The following is a 16,840-nucleotide window of genomic DNA, read 5'->3' as shown; positions in this document are numbered from 1 at the left end:
AACAAGAAATTTATAGGTTATTCCTGCTCACAACTACAGAGCAGCGGGTGCTCGTTGTCACGAGCATATCGGTTTACCTGCTCAGCCTTGGTATGGGCTATGTCAGCAGGGTATACTCCACATACCGCTTTTCCCTTGTGATGCACTTCAAGCATCACCTCAGTTGCTCTCTCGCTATCCATATTGAAGAATGTCGTCAATACCTCGACAACAAAATCCATGGGCGTGTAATCATCATTGTTTAAAATCACTTTATATTTTCGCGGCGGTTGAAGCTGCTGCTTCTGTTCCTCGCGAACGGCGTCCAATACACCCGAATCTTTTGTCCCACTCATAATAAATATAGTCTTGTCTTATATACTCAAGCAAATAGATTTGAGAAATAAATAAAATGTTAAAAAAAAGAGCAAAAAACTTGACTGCTTGCTCATATAAACTACAGTCTTACATGACTGTCTAATCTATGGGCAGTTTAGCAAAATTAAAAGAGTAGATTAACATTAATTTAGTCAACTTATAGAAGGATGTAGAAGTATGGCTTGCGGAAAAGTCAAATGGTTCAATAACGCCAAAGGGTTTGGTTTCATCGTAGAAGACGGCAGTGACGAAGATATCTTTGCTCATTACTCAACGATTGTAATGGATGGATACAAGACGCTTAAAGCTGGTCAGGATGTATCATTCGAGCTACAACAAGGACCTAAGGGTCTACACGCAACCAACATCGCTCCAATTACGGAAGATGTTGTTTAAGTGTTAACGTAGTTTTTGGCTAAAGCGGGTTACATGAGTGCTCGCTTATTCCTCTTTTTTGAATATCTGCACAATAACTAAAAGAAATCTTCAATCTCTCCTTATCACGTTTGTTATAACTTTTCACTTTTACACTTTAAATTTAATAATTAGCCCCCATATGCAAACACTGTTAGACTAAAGCACGCTTGCAAAGTCAATTTCAGGTTGATTAGATATTGCTACTTGATGCATTTCAATGCTGAATGAATACCAGTTATTGTAATAAGCCAAAAGTATAAATACCTAACAAACTTGCTAATGCTGCGCTACCTAGGCATCGATTCTAACGAGGATTGTCGAGGTTTTTTGCACCTTTCATTAATCGCTTAGTGAACTGGTCCCGTTTTAACCAGCGACAACGACACGTTGTTGAGTGTGAAAATTGCGTTGCTTAGTCCTATTAGCAATTGTTGAACGGCGTAAAAGCCCACAACTATCTAGGAATGATGATGACATCGAAAATTATCTATACCAAAACAGATGAAGCCCCGGCTCTCGCAACTTACTCGCTATTGCCAATCATCCAAGCATTCACTAAGCCTGCAAATATCGAAGTTGAAACTCGCGATATTTCACTTGCAGGACGTATTATTGCGACTTTCCCTGAGTACTTAAAAGAAGAACAACGTATTGGTGATGCACTCGCTGAGCTAGGTGCACTTGCTAAAACGCCTGAAGCTAACATCATCAAGTTACCTAATATCAGTGCTTCAATTCCACAACTTCGTGCAGCAATTAAAGAATTGCAAGCTAAAGGTTACGCGCTTCCAGAGTACCCTTCTGAAGCAAAAACAGACGAAGAAGCCGATGTTAAAGCGCGTTATGACAAAATCAAAGGTAGTGCAGTAAACCCTGTACTTCGTGAAGGTAACTCAGACCGCCGTGCTCCAACTTCAGTCAAAGGCTATGCTCGTAAAAACCCGCATTCAATGGGTGCTTGGTCTAAAGACTCACAGTCTTATGTTGCATCAATGGCTGACGGTGACTTCTTCGGTTCTGAACAGTCGGTAACGGTTGCTGAAGCGACTGATGTTCGTATTGAGCACGTAGCGAACAATGGTGACATCACCATACTAAAACAAAGCACGCCACTACTTGCGGGTGAAATCATTGACGCCTCTCGTATGAGTGTACAGGCACTTCGTGAATTCTTAGCAGTACAAGTACAAGAAGCAAAAGATAAAGGCGTTTTATTCTCGCTACACATGAAAGCAACCATGATGAAGGTGTCAGATCCAATCATCTTTGGTCATGCTGTAAAAGTATTCTACAAAGACGTATTCGAAAAGCATGCGGCGACATTTGCTGAAATCGGTGTTGACGCAAGCAACGGTGTTGGCGACGTGTACTCAAAAATTGAGTCGTTGGACGACGCGAAGCGCAAAGAAATCGAAGCAGACCTTGCAGCCGTTTACGAGACAGCACCTGATATCGCGATGGTAGACTCAGACCGTGGTATTACAAACCTGCATGTACCTAGTGACGTGATCATTGATGCATCAATGCCTGCTGCAATTCGTTCAAGCGGTCAGATGTGGAATGCTGAAGGTAAACAACAAGATACGGCTTTTGTGATCCCAGATCGTTGTTACTCAGGTGTGTACGGCGCAACGATTGATTTCTGTAAAGAAAACGGTGCATTTGACCCACGTACTATGGGTACGATCCCTAACGTCGGTCTAATGGCACAAAAAGCGGAAGAGTACGGTTCACACGACAAAACGTTTGAAGCGCCATCAGCTGGCACAATCCGCGTTGTAAATGCGGCGGGCAACACTTTACTTGAGCACACTGTTGCAGAAGGCGACATCTGGCGTATGTGTCAGGTGAAAGATGCACCGATCAAAGACTGGGTAAAACTAGCGGTTAACCGTGCTCGCGCAACGAATACACCTGCCGTTTTCTGGTTAGACGAAGCCCGTGCTCACGACGCTGAACTTATCAAAAAGGTAAACGCATATCTGCCAGAGCATGACACTGATGGCCTTGAAATCTTAATCAAAGCACCAGTGGATGCAACACTATACTCTCTAGAGCGCATGAAAAAGGGCGAAGATACTATTTCAGTAACGGGTAACGTGTTACGTGATTACCTAACTGACCTATTCCCAATTTTAGAGCTTGGTACGAGTGCAAAAATGCTATCTATCGTTCCACTAATGAATGGCGGTGGCTTATTTGAAACTGGTGCGGGTGGTTCTGCGCCTAAACACGTTCAACAGTTCGAAAAAGAAAACCACTTGCGTTGGGACTCGCTAGGTGAGTTCCTTGCACTTGCTGCTTCTTTTGAGCATTTGAGCCAAACAACGGGTAATGCTAAGGCACAAGTACTTGCAGACACACTAGACGCAGCAACGGCTAAATTCTTAGATGAAAACAAGTCACCTTCACGTAAAGTGAAAGAGCTTGATAACCGCGGTAGCCATTTTTACCTTGCAATGTACTGGGCTCAAGAGCTGGCTGCACAAGACAAAGATGCAGAGCTTAAAGCTAAGTTTGAAAATGTTGCTGCGGAACTAACAGCAAAAGAAGCTGACATTGTTGCTGCACTGAATGAAGCACAAGGTCAAGCAATGGATGTTGGTGGTTATTACCAGCCTGAAGATGACAAAGCGTTCGCAGCTATGCGTCCTTCTGTGGTATTTAACGACGTACTAGCGTCACTGTAATCTTCGGATAACAGTCAAAAAGCGGCCTGAGGGTCGCTTTTTTGCTTGCAGGCGACACTCAGGAGCAATTGCGCTAAAATGCCATTTTTCGTGAACCTTAGGAATGTGGCGATGAACACAAGTAGTAGAGCCAATACAAATAACAAAAGAAAATCACATGCTAATAAGCCCGCATTCTCTAGACACAACACAGCACGGAAAAAGCCAATAGCTAATCGGCTGTCAAAACCCGCCCTACTGCCAGAGCAAGTAAAAGTCGTTCTATTTAATAAGCCTTTTGATGTTTTGTGTCAGTTTACTGATGATCAAAATCGTCAAACATTGGCTGATTTTATTGATATCAAAGATGTGTATGCTGCAGGTCGCTTGGATAGAGATAGTGAGGGGTTATTGCTACTTACCAACTGCGGAAAATTACAAAACACCCTGACTTCTCCTAAAAAATCGACATATAAAACCTACTGGGTTCAGGTCGAAGGAGAGCCAAGTAGCGAATGCCTAAACGCGCTAAGAAGCGGTGTAGAACTAAAAGATGGTCCAACTTTACCTGCCAAAGTGGAAGTAATAACTGAGCCCAATGTTTGGCCGCGTAACCCGCCGATAAGAGAACGCAAAAATATCCCAACAACCTGGCTTTCTATCTCCATCAAAGAAGGGCGTAATAGACAAGTTCGTCGTATGACGGCGCATATTGGTCATCCCACGCTTAGACTTATTCGCGCACAAATAGGTAAATATAGTCTGGGCGATCTTAAAAACGGTGAATATCGAGTGCTTTAGCATTTCCTACTAGGACTTTTCTCCTGCGCTTGAACGCCTCACGGACGTGCAATTTAAAGAGATTTGAGTATAATAAGCGCTTTCTATCTGAGCATTAAGATTAATAGCGAAATTATGAGCGATAATAGTCACATTAAAGTCATTGTCGGAATGTCCGGCGGTGTAGATTCTTCTGTATCTGCCTACCTTTTAAAACAACAAGGCTACCAAGTAGAAGGCCTGTTTATGAAGAACTGGGAAGAAGATGACAATGATGAGTATTGTGCAGCAGCTGATGATCTAAAAGATGCCCAGGCAGTGTGTGATAAGCTAGGTATTGAGCTACACACCGTAAACTTTGCTGCTGAATACTGGGATAATGTGTTTGAACACTTCCTTGAAGAATACAAGGCTGGCCGTACACCAAACCCAGACATCATGTGCAACAAAGAAATCAAATTTAAAGCCTTTTTACAGTTTGCAGCAGAAGCGTTGGGGGCAGACTATATCGCAACTGGCCACTATGTTCGTCGCGCAGAGCGTGACGGTAAATTCGTTATGCTTCGTGGAGATGACGAGAACAAAGATCAAAGCTATTTCCTTTACACATTAAGCCATGAACATATTGCGCAAACACTCTTCCCTGTGGGTGAAATTGAAAAGCCAGAAGTGCGTAAAATTGCAGAAGACCAAGGCTTAATCACACACGATAAAAAAGATTCAACCGGGATCTGCTTTATCGGTGAGCGCAAATTTAAAGACTTCCTTGCCAAATTTTTGCCCGCGCAGCCTGGTGTGATTGAAGATTGCGAAGGTAATCATGTTGGTGAACATGAAGGCTTGATGTACCACACGCTAGGTCAACGTAAGGGTCTATTAATTGGTGGTTCTAAAGAAGGCAACGGCGAACCTTGGTATGTGGTAGATAAAGATATCGAACGTAATGTACTGGTTGTTGGTCAAGGTAAAAACCACCCTCGCCTGTTCAGCAATGGTCTAAACGCAAATCAACTACATTGGGTCGACCGCGTAGGTCCGCAAGGTACAACTCGCTGCACGGTAAAAACACGTTATCGCCAAACCGACATCCCTTGTACGTTATTAGTTGGCCAAGATGGTATGGCACGTGTGCTATTCGATGAGCCACAAAAAGCCGTAACTCCCGGACAATCTGCGGTATTCTACGCAAATGACGTGTGCCTTGGCGGCGGTATTATTGAGTCGGTGATTAAATAATGCAAAACCAATACGTAATGCCTCTGGCGGCAATGTGTCAGATCAGTAAACTGGTACAAAAATGTGCGCGTTACGGCACCTTCAATGAAAATGAAGTTGAGGGCTTTTTAAAAAGCATTATTAATACTTCTCCTGAACGCCCAGAGGACGTTTACCCAGACAAATTTGCCATCAAAACAGGCTGTCGAACGCTAATTGAGCAGCTTTCGGCTGGCGGCGAAAAAGACGTTGAAATGGTTAAATATGTTGGCGCGATGATGCAATTAGAGCGAGTGCTAAGTAACGATAGCAAATCTCTTGATTTGTTAGCACAAAAAATTCAGCAAGTTGAGCGCCAGTTATTACACTTTGATATCTGTGAAAGCCAAGTTGTTGCCGCACTTGCCGACATTTACGGTCAAGTAATAAGCCCTCTTGGCCCTAAGATCCAAGTATTCGGTAAGCCTGAGCTATTAAAACAAACAGCAACACAACAAAAAATTCGGGCGCTATTACTTGCGGGGATCCGTAGTGCAGTATTGTGGCGCCAGCTCGGCGGTAAACGTCGTCATTTCTTTTTTGCGAAAAAGAAAATCATTACTGCTGCAAAAAGTTATATGTAATACCAATTTGTCTTAATACTTGCTCAATTTGAAGGAGCAAATCTGACGCTAACAGGGCTAAGAATTTCTTATTTAGAACAACTAAATAGCAAAATTTTCGCCTTGCCTATATGGATGTAGGTACCTTGGCGTGAGCAGGATGCGGAAGCGGTGTTATCGACTAGATTTTATCGCCTCAAAGTAGACCACTTAATTAATCAAGTTGGTATAAAATTCGTAGTGGTTCTAATACCACTATCTAAGTATCGTTCAAAAACAAATAGTTAGGAGTTATTATGGAGCTTTCAGCGTTAACCGCTATCTCTCCTGTGGATGGTCGCTATGGTAGCAAGACCAAAGAACTGAGAAGCATCTTCAGTGAATTTGGCTTGATCAAATACCGCGTCATCGTAGAAGTTCGTTGGCTACAAGCGCTAGCGAGCAGCGACGCCATTAAAGAAGTACCTGCTTTCAGCGATGAAGCCAACGCACTTCTTGATAGCATCGTTGAAAACTTCAGCGAAGCAGACGCAGCACGCGTAAAAGAGATTGAGCGCACCACTAACCACGACGTTAAAGCTGTAGAATACCTTCTTAAAGAAAAAGTAGCTGACAATGCCGAGCTAAATGCCGTCAATGAATTTATTCATTTTGCATGTACCTCTGAGGACATCAACAACCTTTCTCATGGCCTAATGCTAACTGAAGCGCGTGACACGGTATTACTGCCATACTGTGATGAGCTACTGAGCGCAATCAAAGACAAAGCGGTTGAGTATAAGTCAATTCCAATGATGACTCGTACACACGGCCAACCTGCTTCACCATCAACCATGGGTAAAGAGTTTGCAAACGTGTATGTTCGTCTGCAACGTCAACGCCAGCAAATCGCTAACGTACAAATGCTTGGTAAAATCAATGGTGCCGTTGGCAACTATAATGCTCACCTAAGCGCTTACCCTGATTACGATTGGCATGCACACAGTGAACGTTTTGTATCGAGCCTAGGTTTGACTTGGAACCCGTTCACAACACAAATCGAACCGCATGACTATATCGCTGAGCTATTCGATGCGATTGCACGCTTCAATACTATCTTAATTGACTTTGACCGTGACGTTTGGGGTTATATCGCGCTAAACCACTTCAAGCAAAAAACCATTGCTGGTGAGATTGGTTCTTCAACAATGCCTCACAAAGTTAACCCTATCGACTTTGAAAACTCTGAAGGTAACCTTGGCATTGCTAACGCTATCTTTGCGCATCTTGCACAAAAACTACCTGTTTCACGCTGGCAACGTGACCTAACCGACTCAACGGTTTTACGTAACTTAGGTGTTGGTATGGGTTATGCGCTTATCGCGTATCAAGCAACGCTAAAAGGCGTTAGCAAGTTAGAAGTCAATGCTGATCGTTTGCTTGCTGAGCTTGATGATAACTGGGAACTACTTGCAGAGCCAATCCAAACGGTAATGCGTAAGTACGGTATCGAAAAGCCATATGAAAAGCTAAAAGATCTTACTCGTGGTAAACGCGTAAACAAAGAAATCATGGCTGACTTCATCGATAACCTAGACTTGCCAAATGAAGTAAAAGCACAAATGAAAGAAATGACGCCAGCAAACTATATCGGTCGTGCTGAAGCGTTCATTGACGAACTAAACTAAGTATAAAGCGACACCAGCTTTTTACTACTTGGTATAGAATAAGCGAAAGAGTGCACTCTTTCGCTTTTTTATTACTGGAATTTCCCTATGTATCAACTGCAAATTAATGACCTTACCTTCGAACAATTTCTTGCCCAGTATTGGCAAAAGAAGCCATTACTCATCAAACAAGGATTCCGAGACTTTGAAGACCCAATTGAGCCAGAAGAACTTGCCGGCCTTGCAACTGAAGAATGCATAGAATCTCGAATTGTCACTAATCACAATAATAACTGGGAAGCCCATCACGGCCCTTTTGAACAATTTGATTTACTCACCGATAGCAACAGCACCCTATTGGTCCAAGCCGTTGATCACTGGCACCCACAAGCCGCACAATTAATAGAAGCGTTTAGATTTATACCAAATTGGCGCATAGACGATTTGATGATTAGCTTTTCGACTCCTGGTGGTGGCGTTGGTCCGCACTTAGATCAATATGATGTTTTTATAATTCAAGGACAAGGTAAACGTCATTGGCGAGTTGGCGAACGGGACAACAGCCTAAAGCAATTTGCGCGCAACAAGAGTCTATTACAAGTAGAGCAATTCGAAGCGGTCATTGATGCAGTTCTTGAACCGGGTGATATCTTATATATTCCGCCAGCTTGTCCTCACGAAGGTTATGCAGTTGAGAATGCTTTAAACTACTCAGTTGGCTTTAGAGCGCCTGATCAAAAAGACTTACTTTCAAGCTTTGCTGATCACGTAATTGATATGGAAGCTGGCAAACGCCGTTTTAGCGATCCAGAATTACAACTCAGAGCGTCTATTGGCGAAGTCACCTGCAGCGACCAACAACAGATAAAGTCTCTGCTCAATGCTTTACTTGAAGATAAGGCACTATACAGTCAATGGCTTGGAAAGACACTCAGCGAACCAAAACATGAGATGGATCTCGCGCCATTAGAACCCATAATTGATCCTCAGGAGCTTCTCGAGATCGCCAAAGATAACCCATTGGTTTATCGCGCTGGTGGAGTACGTGCTATTTACCAAATCTGTGACGATCATATTTTGTTCAGTGTTAATGGTGAAAACTATGAATTAGACCATCATTGTTTAGATGCCGTAAAGCAGCTAAGCGATCATGTTGTGTTTGAGTTTAATGCAATAATTCCTGCATTAAATAGTTTGGAATTTAAACAAACGTTAACTAAACTGATTAATGATGGGACCTACTTCGTTGAAGACAGCGATCCAGCCGATGCTGACTTCGATGAGGGCTGGGAGTAGAGCCTGTTAGAACAAGATAGCCGCGTTCACAAAAATAACAATATGCCGCGAAATCCTTTATCTTCAAGGTTTTCGCAAGCTCTAGCTTGTCGCTAAACAGGGAATGCAGGTGCAATCTGTAGATGGGGGCAGTATGAGTTATAGGATCAGTAGAGTAACTTGGCAAACCAAAAAATTGGAGCTCAAAGCAATACGCGAGCGCGTATTTGTGTATGAACTTCATATTCCTAAAGAAGTCGAATTTGATCAGCAGGATATCACTGCTGAGCACTTAATCATTATTGACGAATTCGATGGGCCAGTTGGCACAGGGAGACTATGCGAAGACGGGTTATTAAGCCGCATTGCCATATTCAAATCTCACCGTAATCGAGATGCTTATGCTTCGTTGATCGGGGGACTTGTTGACTTGGCAAAAGACAAAGGCTTTGAAGATGTTTTTATCCAATGCATTTTGGATGAAGTGCCCGAATTTTTACAGTCGGGGTTTTCCACGCATGGGCACGTATTTATGGAAGCTGGCATTCCAAGACAGCGCTTGAAATGCCCTATTCAATCACTCAAGATGGAACCGTTTACGATGCTTCATTAGCCCAAAGTTCATCTTTAGCGAAAAGGTCATATAGACCGTGAGCTCGGTTTACTAGTAGATTAGCAAACTGGGCTTGTGTTTTTTCTACTGGCTTTGCAGACATAATTTCTTCTGCTTTCATTTGCCAATGGAATGAAAAATAGCGTAGTGCTTCACGTGCTGTCGCTGCAGCGGAAGCCTCAATATGATCCGTCGGTAGATTACCTGTGATCACCCAATACTTTTTGCCGTTTTGACCTTTGATTTTCCAAAGCGCAACCAATGGCTCAATATAACGACATTCTTTTTCAATTATACTTTGCGGTAGCACTCCTTTATCCGCGAGGTGTTTTTGTGCAGCTTGTACGCAGCTACGCTGCCATTGTATTGATCTTTGCTGCTGTTGTTCTGGTGTCAACGTCTCTTGCTGCGGTTGGTTTTGTTCTTCACTCATTGTTCACCCTTTTATTCTTTTTAGATTACCGAATAGCATTTTACTTTATCGTTATTTACGCGGTGTGTTTCAAAGCAAATTATTCAGCAAATCGGTTTTGATTCTTATACACCAAGCACTCAAACGCTTGCGAAGTTACCTGATACTAAGCTTTTGCAGTCATAACGGCAATACGAACGAAGGAATTTTGAGTTTATATGATTAATTACTGAACTGTAAGTTTCGAGAAAGTTTCTTTCTCTATTCTAGCCATATCAACATGATTACTTAAACTCAAGGAATACTGACTATGGCTAGATTATTGTTACTTATCGTCTTTTCATGTAGAGGCAATTAACGCTGCACCAAACAGCGCCGTATTTATTGTCAAAAATTTTAATCGGTAGATTGAAACCTCAAATCAATAACCAAAGAAAACCAAAGCTTTGTGGTTTTGAACTGCTGTATCGAAAATGAAGTTCACCGTTTCTATATAGGAAGTTTCCTTAGTATATGGTTCGTCACTACCAAGAAAAACCTGTCGACCCAACTCTAATTCTTCAAAAGGGACACTGTAGAATTCAGGCCAATCATCATTTCTGGGGATAGGAATAAATGCTTTATGATTAGATGGCGTCACATCTTCCATTATGTCTAGAAAGTCATCATGGCGAACCATCTCACCAAATTCTTGGCACAGCATTTCATATAGATAACCGTAAATAAAGTTGTCTTCGTCGTCCTCATCCGTACTCGTTCCATTTATAATATTCGCTATGCAAGCGGCATATCCCTTAACATCCAGCTCGTCTTCTTGTCCTGCGATTTCATCTCGGTATTTGGATAAAAATCGTTGCAAAAATTGCTGATCTTTACTTCCCCACACCGCTTTTACTTTTTCTGCATCGACTTGATATACAATGACATTATAACTCATTAAAAATCTCCTTTTTGAGTAAAATAGCTGGTTAACTTCTTTGCAGATGCTACAAGCGCGAAGCTATATCAGCAAAAAATAACCCGCCAGCGCAATAACGATTACACTGGCTGCAAACGTAAACACTTTGCCAGAGCTTGCCCCTCCGACTCCGCTGTTGTTACCCTCCCCTATGCGCTCAATAACTGTAGACTCTGCTCGTAAAGGCGTTGAAGCTGAACTAACATGGTCATTTGTTAAATCAACATAGCTATCGCCAGTTTGAGTACTAAGAGGGGGAGATTCATTTTTAAGCTGTGTGTCAATAACCGTGCTATCGATTGCTTCAACTGCCGCTATGTCTTTATGCGCTTCTAAATTATCGCATGTAGCCTGATGAGAAGGCCTATTGAACTCGACCAGCGTAGAAGGTTCATTATCCAAAGCTGGATCTAACAATACTTGAGCTATTAAGGCATCAATATTATCTTCTTTCGATTCAGGAAGTGTAGTCTCAGGCCCAATATACTCGGGGTGATACAAAGTGACGATCGTTTCACCTGCAACGACTGCTTGCTCAAGCTTTTTGATAAAATCGCACACTACGCCATCATTGGGAGCACAAACTTCGAGGATGACCTTGTCAGTATAAACATCGCAAAGCCTATCGCCACAAGCAACCTTATCTCCTTCTTTGACATAGATTTCAATAATCGTTGCGCTATCGACAAAATCGGGTAATACATCGATCTGCACGTCAATATTACCTTTTCCTTTCAACTTATGGTCAGTTGTGATGCCTTCATTACTGAGCAGCCGATGAACTCTCTTCGGTTCAAGTGCAACTAAGTGGTTTAATTCTGGATCTGGAGTGATTGACATAATAAGCGCATCGGCTTTCAAAACATCGCCTTCGTTCACCACGATTTTACCGATACGGCTGGCTTCTGGCGCTCGTAGCTCCAATACGACCTTACTCGTTTCGATATCACATAAGACTTGATTTTTTGCAACTTGATGTCCTTCGGCTACATAGAGTGTTGCAATTTTTGCAGTATCTATTAACTCAGGCAACACGGGTACTTTCATTTCAACCGTCATAATTTCCCTATTACGTTTGAGTATTAAAAGATGAGGCTCGAAACCTCAGATGAAAATCACTGAGATATATCTGATTTAGTCGATTAACGTATTATAAAATAGGGACAGGCGCAAGCTTTTCACTGTTCCAGAGGAAAGGAAATAGTAAACTGACTACCCACTCCTTCTTGGCTCTGAACATCAATTTTCCCTTTGTGCTCTTTTACAATCGCATGAGTAATGGCAAGTCCCATGCCCGTACCTTCACCGACAGGCTTAGTCGTAAAAAAAGGATCGAACAATCTAGGAAGCACATCAGCATCAATTCCAATTCCGTTGTCGCTAACACTTAAGATAATATCTTGATCGTTACCCGGTGCGAGTAACACTTCTATTGATTTATGCGATTTATGGCTCATGTCTACCGCATATTTAGCATTCACCAAAAGATTGATGATCGCTTGTTTTAGCGCTCCCTCCTTGCAATAGATAGTTGGCACATCTTCGACCGCGACGGTCAGCTCGTATCCCTTAAGTTGACCATGGAGTAAGCGAAGCGTGTCTTCAACAATAGACTTTAGAGACGCCCTACCGAGACTATCATTATTGGAGCGGGAGAAATTCATTAAATCGTTTACTATGGTTTTAATTCGCTCGCAGCCGTGCAGCGTATCGTGAACGAGATCTGGCAAATCATTCGTAATTTCGTCAATACGTTGCCTTAAATATATATCAATAAGGCGAGCTTCCAATTGATCTCCTCTCAATTCATTTTGCTCAAGTAATTTTACTGTCTCAAGCAACTGTAATATGGGCGAGATATAGTAATTAAGTGACTCTAGGTTACCTGCCACATATGCCAACGGGTTATTTAATTCATGCGCAACGCCTGCTGATAGTGTCCCTAACGTCGCCATACGTTCGTTGTTTATTAATACGGCTTGTTGATTCTTAAGTTGCGCTAATTGACGTTCAAGTGTTTGATTGGCTAGATATAACGCTCGCGTTTTCTCTTCAAGTAATGACTCGACTTCATCACGTGCACGACGCTCTCTTAGATACGCCTTTTTATAGTCGTTATATTCAGACATCGAATTAATCCAAATGAAGAATGAGTACGCAATGTTTAGCGCCGCTGTGCATGCACTGTGGATGTTCAATTTTTAGTTTGCGACTGTAAAATTGGGCGGCACCATAAAGAAGCCCTTCCGCACAAAAACACAATTTACGATTCGAGCAATACTCTAATACGATAGTTTTGTCATCTTTCACTATCGCCGCAATTGAGGGGAGATTCGGTTCATCGTAAAGCTTTTTTACCTCCATGTGTATCACGCTATCGATAGATAAAACCAATTCTTCAAACGACGTAAATTTTGATGAAATACCTTTGTGCTTTTCCGCTAAAAATCCAAATAACGACTGTCCGAAAATGGCCAATACATCTGTCAATGGCTTATTCAATTTGTCAGCAACGCCTTGCGCTAACGCAAATAACTCTGCATCTGGGTAGGATGTAGGGGAAACATAAACCCTTCCCTCAGGTGCATGTGCTTCGAGTAACTCATCCCAAGCTTGCATGCCAATCGCTTCTACAACTAATTCTTCTAAACCTCTAAATATCACGCCGCGCATTAAACCCTCCCTTAACAAAGTTGCTGCGTTATATAGTCAAGACTCAACTCGAAACAAGCCTTTGAATTAACTAGCTTGTTTCGTTCTTAATTAAGTGTAGAACAATATTTGGGATGTAATAGATCTTTCTCTATTCAGCTATAGGAGTTTGTTCGTCAAGTTCAGTTGTATCGAGTTCAATTCTTTCAAGCATAGACATATTGAGAAAGTTATCTAGTTCCTCATTATGCGCAAATACCTTTTCTTTTATGCCTTGATAGTAGTCATTTACAATTCCAGCTAAATTGCGCTCCATCCAAGTTTCGACAGAATCTGAGCGTTTAAACGCACCGGGGTTTTCTTCAACATCTTCTAAAATAGATAGCCACATATTGAGTTCAGCTCGCACTGGCATACCTTCTGACTGCTCCATTACGTCATTCATCCAACCGAGCCCCTGATTTTCATAGGCTTTTATCAGCTGATTGTATAACCTACTTTTTTCGTTATCGTCAGCTGGTGCACCTTTAAATTTAACGTATTCTCGATTGTCAGTTCTAAAGTATTCTGTGTTCTCATTTTCGTAATTGAGTTTGCTCAATCTTGCGAACAGGTTATTCGGCTCCCGCGTATCCACTTCGTTTAACATTTCTATAAAAGTGGTTCGGTCATTTGCCTTAACCAAGGTTGCCATATCTAGCATGCCACGACTCGTATCAAAATCAGAATTTGCTATATGCGTGTTCAGGTCTAAAAGATCACCGTCTGAGAATTTGTTATCAATGACAAATTTTGCATAGTCATTTAATAACTGGTTGTTCATGTCTCCATATGCATTAAATTGGTCGAAAAGATCTGCCTCTCGCACAGTTAAGTCCATGTCTGCTCTACCGTCTTCATCCAATAAATAAGCGGGCAACGCTGGATCGGAAAAAACTTTATTTTCAGCCTGTTCCATTAAGCTAGACATGGTTTTTACGGTATCTTTTAATAAGTCATCAGACATACTGCTCAGTTTATCAATCAACTTTTCTGAGTAGTCTTCACCCCTTTGACCAAAGCTGTTAACACTAAGTGACTGAACGATAAAATCGGTGAGCTGACCAAGCTCTTCATCAGTTAATCTGTTAGCCACGTCTAGAAGCGATTCTGTGGGCTTGAAGTGTGCAAATTTAATCTGTTGTTCTTCATTCAAACGGTCAAAGATTGCTAAAAATTCATCAATTTTTTCTCGGCCTTCAAACTCACCGTAAGTATCCTTATAGATACGACCATTTTCATCCGTCCCTATGTGTTCTCGGTGAATACCGTAACTTTTCATGCCTAACATTCTGAATTCAAAATTACGCATAAAGTCTCTATCATATGAGACAGGTGATTCGGTGTAGGAAAAATCAATTGTGAACTCACTATTCACATCTGGAAGTTGGGATATCTCTTCATCAGGTCTATCTTTTGCGAGCGTTTTGAGTGCGTCTTGCATTTCTTTCGACGAAGATGGAGCACCAACACTGCCGTGGTTGGTGTGAAAATGTGGCTTTATATTCATAACCTAAATCCTTGTTACAAAAATCGGCTAGCTCTGGCGCTTTGTTACTTATCGACTCAATTAGAATAAACTTTACCCAATTTTGCTCCTTATTTGAGCTTTATCTAGTGTAGCTCGCCAAAATATCAAACCCGCTGACGCTATCTTCAAAGTATCGCGCTTTTACCTCTACATATTCAGCATCACTGAAGAAGGACTCCATTGAAGCTTGATCAGGAAAATATATGGTAAAAAGTCGATTAGCTTGACACTGTCCCTCTGTTAGCAAGGTTTCTGCGATATGAAAATCGTTACTAAATCCACCACCATATTGTCTTAAAATTGGCTTCATCGCTTCACGATATTTGGCATATCGCTCGCTGTTATGAATTTCCATCGCCACTAACATCTCATACATAATTTAACCCTTTTAGAGTAGTTAACTAACATTGCTCATAAAGCTCCAGCGGCAAACCATCAGGATCGCTGAAAAAGGTAAACCGTTTGCCTGTATATTCATCTATTCGAACAGGCTCTACAGCAACTTGATACTGCACAAGGTGTGCAATACAAGCATCAATATCTGATACACTAAATGCTAAATGCCTCAGCCCTTGCGCCTCTGGATGTGAGGGTCGCTTGGGAGGATTTGGAAACGAAAACAACTCAACCTGGCTCCCATCAGGCAGCGCAAGATCTAATTTATAGGACGCTCTATCTTTTCGATAGTTCTCCCTGAGTACGTGCAAACCAAGTACTTCGGTATAAAACACTTTTGATCTTTGGTAGTCAGAACAAATAACAGCGACGTGATGTATTCCAGATAACTTCAAGCACTTCTCCTAACTAATTTAATGTCTTTCAAATAAAAAAGCGGCAATTTGCATTGCCGCTTCACACACTCAAGTAGGAACTTGGACTACAAGTTGTAAAACCAAGCCTATTTTTTCATTACAAGCGAATGCCGCCGTCAATCTCAACGACACGTCCCGTAAAGAAATCGTTTTCAATGATATATTTTGCAGTATGGGCAATTTCTTGCGCTTCGCCAAGACGCCCTACTGGCTTCATTTTCACTAGGCGCTCTTTGGCTTCAGGCTTCATTGCATCGGTCATTTTTGTACGGATCACACCTGGCGCAATTGCGCCCACGCGAATACCAAAACGACCTAATTCTTTAGCCCAACTGGTAGTCATCGCAACGACTCCAGACTTTGCCGCTGAATAATTGGTTTGTCCCATATTACCAGCGCGTGCAACGCTCGACATATTAATGATCACGCCACCATTACCCGCTTCTACCATTTTGACAGCAGCTTCGCGACCGCACAGGAAAACACCCGTGAGGTTGACATCAATAACGGATTGAAATTGCGAAAGCGACATTTTGTCGATGACTTGCCCATCTTTTGCTTTAAGTAGCAAACCGTCACGCAAAATACCCGCATTATTTATTAATACCGAAATATCGCCGAAGTCATTTACGATGGTATTAAACACATTTTCCACGTCTGATTCTTGACTAACATTAGCCACATACGTGTTAACTTGTGTGCCGAATTGAGCAAGTTCGTGCTTTGCTTCTGCCAAAACCTCTTCTTGCATATCAATCAGGGCAAGTTTTGCCCCATGCTTTGCCATTTCAGTCGCCATAGCAAGACCTAAGCCTTGCGCACCACCAGTGATCACAACTGTTTTATTGTTAATATCCATAGT

General features: G+C 42.0%; 18 protein-coding genes. 8 read left to right on the top strand and 10 right to left on the bottom strand.

What is annotated here, in order from left to right; all coding sequences use genetic code 11:
* Positions 1-17: 17 nt before the first annotated feature.
* A complete protein-coding gene (gene clpS / locus L3V43_RS04080; protein WP_010379297.1) occupies positions 18-335 on the bottom strand; it encodes an ATP-dependent Clp protease adapter ClpS in 318 nt (105 codons plus the stop codon).
* 199 nt (positions 336-534) lie between these two features.
* Here clpS and cspD point away from each other — a divergent pair, with 199 nt between their 5' ends.
* The 8 genes from cspD (at position 535) to L3V43_RS04040 (ending at position 9,574) form a co-directional block, all read left to right on the top strand.
* Complete coding sequence (gene cspD / locus L3V43_RS04075) at positions 535-753, top strand: cold shock domain-containing protein CspD (RefSeq protein ID WP_010379294.1); 219 nt, start codon at positions 535-537, stop codon at positions 751-753.
* A 491-nt stretch (positions 754-1,244) separates the two neighbouring features.
* Positions 1,245-3,464: an NADP-dependent isocitrate dehydrogenase gene (locus L3V43_RS04070; RefSeq protein WP_237115987.1), complete on the top strand. Its 2,220-nt coding sequence runs from the start codon at positions 1,245-1,247 to the stop codon at positions 3,462-3,464.
* Between the two features lie 111 nt (positions 3,465-3,575).
* The gene (locus tag L3V43_RS04065) at positions 3,576-4,244 is read left to right on the top strand and encodes a pseudouridine synthase (protein ID WP_237115986.1); all 669 of its coding nucleotides are present in this window, start codon (positions 3,576-3,578) and stop codon (positions 4,242-4,244) included.
* A 114-nt stretch (positions 4,245-4,358) separates the two neighbouring features.
* Positions 4,359-5,459, top strand: coding sequence for a tRNA 2-thiouridine(34) synthase MnmA (gene mnmA, locus L3V43_RS04060; RefSeq protein ID WP_010604918.1), 1,101 nt, complete (start codon positions 4,359-4,361; stop codon positions 5,457-5,459).
* Positions 5,459-6,061: a high frequency lysogenization protein HflD gene (gene hflD / locus L3V43_RS04055; RefSeq protein ID WP_010604919.1), complete on the top strand. Its 603-nt coding sequence runs from the start codon at positions 5,459-5,461 to the stop codon at positions 6,059-6,061. Before mnmA ends, hflD begins: the two co-directional genes overlap by 1 nt.
* A gap of 275 nt (positions 6,062-6,336) precedes the next feature.
* A complete protein-coding gene (gene purB / locus L3V43_RS04050) occupies positions 6,337-7,707 on the top strand; it encodes an adenylosuccinate lyase (protein WP_102056909.1) in 1,371 nt (456 codons plus the stop codon).
* A gap of 87 nt (positions 7,708-7,794) precedes the next feature.
* Entirely contained in the window at positions 7,795-8,982 is a 1,188-nt protein-coding gene (locus L3V43_RS04045; RefSeq protein WP_237115985.1) for a cupin domain-containing protein, read from the top strand.
* A 133-nt stretch (positions 8,983-9,115) separates the two neighbouring features.
* A complete protein-coding gene (locus tag L3V43_RS04040; protein WP_029215775.1) occupies positions 9,116-9,574 on the top strand; it encodes a GNAT family acetyltransferase in 459 nt (152 codons plus the stop codon).
* Here the strand turns inward: L3V43_RS04040 and L3V43_RS04035 are convergent.
* From L3V43_RS04035 to L3V43_RS03995, 9 genes are all read right to left on the bottom strand, one after another.
* Positions 9,558-10,007, bottom strand: coding sequence for a DUF4826 family protein (locus tag L3V43_RS04035; protein ID WP_010604923.1), 450 nt, complete (start codon positions 10,005-10,007; stop codon positions 9,558-9,560). The two genes, L3V43_RS04040 and L3V43_RS04035, sit on opposite strands and share 17 nt — an antisense overlap.
* Before the next feature lie 400 nt (positions 10,008-10,407).
* The gene (locus tag L3V43_RS04030; protein WP_237115984.1) at positions 10,408-10,923 is read right to left on the bottom strand and encodes a hypothetical protein; all 516 of its coding nucleotides are present in this window, start codon (positions 10,921-10,923) and stop codon (positions 10,408-10,410) included.
* A 63-nt stretch (positions 10,924-10,986) separates the two neighbouring features.
* Positions 10,987-12,003 (bottom strand): biotin/lipoyl-containing protein, encoded by a 1,017-nt coding sequence (locus tag L3V43_RS04025; RefSeq protein ID WP_237115983.1) that lies wholly within the window; start codon positions 12,001-12,003, stop codon positions 10,987-10,989.
* Positions 12,004-12,122: 119 nt separating this feature from the next.
* Positions 12,123-13,073, bottom strand: a complete 951-nt coding sequence (locus L3V43_RS04020) for an ATP-binding protein (RefSeq protein WP_237115982.1) — start codon at positions 13,071-13,073, stop codon at positions 12,123-12,125.
* Between the two features lie 4 nt (positions 13,074-13,077).
* Positions 13,078-13,617, bottom strand: coding sequence for a heme NO-binding domain-containing protein (locus L3V43_RS04015; RefSeq protein ID WP_010604927.1), 540 nt, complete (start codon positions 13,615-13,617; stop codon positions 13,078-13,080).
* A gap of 130 nt (positions 13,618-13,747) precedes the next feature.
* Positions 13,748-15,145, bottom strand: coding sequence for a hypothetical protein (locus L3V43_RS04010; protein ID WP_237115981.1), 1,398 nt, complete (start codon positions 15,143-15,145; stop codon positions 13,748-13,750).
* A gap of 100 nt (positions 15,146-15,245) precedes the next feature.
* Positions 15,246-15,542 carry a DUF1330 domain-containing protein gene (locus L3V43_RS04005; protein WP_102056915.1) on the bottom strand — a complete coding sequence of 99 codons (297 nt, stop codon included), beginning with the start codon at positions 15,540-15,542 and terminating at the stop codon, positions 15,246-15,248.
* A gap of 25 nt (positions 15,543-15,567) precedes the next feature.
* The gene (locus L3V43_RS04000; RefSeq protein WP_010604930.1) at positions 15,568-15,957 is read right to left on the bottom strand and encodes a VOC family protein; all 390 of its coding nucleotides are present in this window, start codon (positions 15,955-15,957) and stop codon (positions 15,568-15,570) included.
* A gap of 118 nt (positions 15,958-16,075) precedes the next feature.
* Complete coding sequence (locus L3V43_RS03995; RefSeq protein ID WP_102056916.1) at positions 16,076-16,837, bottom strand: SDR family oxidoreductase; 762 nt, start codon at positions 16,835-16,837, stop codon at positions 16,076-16,078.
* Positions 16,838-16,840 lie beyond the last annotated feature (3 nt).

Origin of the sequence: Pseudoalteromonas sp. L23 (assembly GCF_021728455.1) — a bacterium.
Taxonomy (GTDB): Bacteria; Pseudomonadota; Gammaproteobacteria; order Enterobacterales; family Alteromonadaceae; genus Pseudoalteromonas.
The sequence above is the reverse complement of the archived record's forward strand: the minus strand, read 5'-3'. Positions and strand labels throughout refer to the sequence as shown.